General features: G+C 41.3%; 1 protein-coding gene. It reads right to left on the bottom strand.

Annotated features, from left to right (window positions below; translation table 11 throughout):
- Window positions 1-150 precede the first annotated feature (150 nt).
- On the bottom strand, window positions 151-1,494 hold the full coding sequence (locus DS745_RS08450; RefSeq protein ID WP_129077842.1) for a hypothetical protein: 1,344 nt from the start codon (window positions 1,492-1,494) through the stop codon (window positions 151-153).
- Window positions 1,495-2,343 lie beyond the last annotated feature (849 nt).

Below are 2,343 nucleotides of genomic sequence, written 5' to 3'. Positions count from 1 at the left end.
AGCCGGATTTTTACACAAATTACTAAGAATTCACCACTAATTTAGTAAGTAATGCTCTTTTCTTACATAATTTATTGGCTGATATCTTCATCTAGGGTATTTTTCCGATAATTTTAGGATAGAAAAGACACAATGTTTACGAAAAGAGCCTTATTCAAAAACGATCCCTTCAAGCTTCCCATGCTCCGCATTTACTTGGATCGCAACTACGCGCGGTAGGCCAACGACTGGAATTGTGTAGACGTACTGGCTACCTCGTGATTTTCCAGCGGTGATTTCCAGCTTTGCTTCTGCTGATTTGGTAACTAGTTTAGGTAGGTACGTGGCCGCAGTTGGTGGGTCTAGCCTAATTTCATTCGCAACTGTTTTTTGATCGCCGAGATAGTACAAACTCGCGTCGAAGCTAACGAGACGACCAATTACGTGGTTAATCCTAATAATGACGGGTTTCTGATGGTTGAGTGCCTCGCCTTCGATCGGGGCATAGACAAGTCTAGTAAGTTCTTCTCCTCTATCTTCCTCGGCTAGTTCCAGTGGCACAACGCCCCATTGGTTGATCATTTTTTGGGCAAATGCTTGAACCTCTTCTGAAGTCATCTCTCCATACGCATGATCAAATGTATCTGGAGCATAGTCATAAGTAGTCACACTTATAATATGGCCACCGTGGACACTGACATTGACTGCAAATGAGGATGTGCTTTTGTTAGCACTAGTTGGTGAAAACTGTCTCGTTTCGCCAATTAAGTGGGTGTAGCTACCACCAGCACCTGTCACGTTGGATTGCTCTTCATGACCCCAGAGATCACCCATAAAAGCCTTTGCTTTAGCGCTAAGCTGATCCTGCCCAAGCCAGGGCTCATCTTGAAAAAGGAGGTTACTCGGCTCTGGATAACCTTTTCTCGCCCAAAGGTAATTTTGAAACTGCTTGTCTTCTTTGCCAATTTCTTGGAGTCCGCTTAAAGGTAGGCTTTTTTCACCTAGATAGGCACTGATTTCGCGGGGCTCAAGTTGGTATTGGACGAACTCGGTACTCACCCTTAGCTCACGCATCAATTCTGAGATAAGATTAGCTCGCTCACGAATTTCCGTCAGCTGCTCTATCTGGTGCGGGCTAAATTCACCTGTATTTTTTTCAACTAAAAAAGTTAAGTAACTGCTACTATCACGCCAAAACTTCTCCATCGGGTAGCTCTCTTGAAAAATTTGAAAATAGATACTTGAGCTCGTCGTTGGACTAGCTTGTTTTGTTGAATTTTGTGCGAGTAAAAGTGCTTTTTTACGGTCTTCCTGAGTTGTCGCGAGTAGAGCTTCTGCAACAGCCATATCTAACTCACGCGTACGCCAGTAGTCGTTATAGATAAGGTAGGTAATATCTCTGTGCTTATCGGATTGTAGCTGATCAAGTTGAGTTTGCTGAGTTTTACCTGTTACGAATTGGTAGCTGATGACTAGTAGTAAAAAAATGATGATGTATGTACTGTATTTTTTCATAACAACCTCCAATAGTGATTATAGCAGGTTGGTTAGGTGTTATTGGGTGGTAGTATTTGGTAGTTTGCGGGGTTCCGCTAATAAAGCAGTCGGTTTGGACTGTAAACAGCTTAGTTTGGACTGTATACGTGCCAGGTTCGCTCATAAACTAGTCAGTTTGGACTGTAAATTGGTATTTACAGCAATGTAACGTACCATTTTGCTACGTCCAAAGACGTTTTTTATAGGTATCTGTGTTTTTTATTCAAATGAGGGATAAATTTGTTGTCGCCTTTGGCTCTTTTTGAGGTTTGGACTGTAAATGGTCTAGTTTGGACTGTAAATTGTTCAATTTGGACTGTAAATGTACCAGTTCCGCTCATATACCACTCAAGTTGGACTGTAAACTGAGAGCTGCAGTAATGTAACCTCCCATGTTACTACGTCCAAACACATTTTAAATAGGTAACTATGTTTTTTATTCAAAAGAGGGTTAGATTTGTTGTCGCCTTTGGCTCTTTTTGAGGTTTGGACTGTAAATGATCTAGTTTGGACTGTAAATTGTTCAATTTGGACTGTAAATGTACCAGTTCCGCTCATATACCACTCAAGTTGGACTGTAACCCGATATTTGCAGCAATGTAACCTCCTATGTTGCTACGTCCAAAGACGTTTTATATAGGCAACTATGTTTTTTATTCAAAAGAGGGATTGATTTGTTGTCGCCTTTGGCTCTTTTTGAGGTTTGGACTGTAAATTGTTCAATTTGGACTGTAAATGTACCAGTTCCGCTCATAAACCACTCAGTTTGGACTGTAACCCGATATATGCAGCAATGTAACCACCTATGTTGCTACGTCCAAAGACGTT

Origin of the sequence: Anaerobacillus alkaliphilus (assembly GCF_004116265.1) — a bacterium.
In the GTDB taxonomy this organism is placed as follows: domain Bacteria; phylum Bacillota; class Bacilli; order Bacillales; family Anaerobacillaceae; genus Anaerobacillus; species Anaerobacillus alkaliphilus.
The sequence above is the reverse complement of the archived record's forward strand: the minus strand, read 5'-3'. Positions and strand labels throughout refer to the sequence as shown.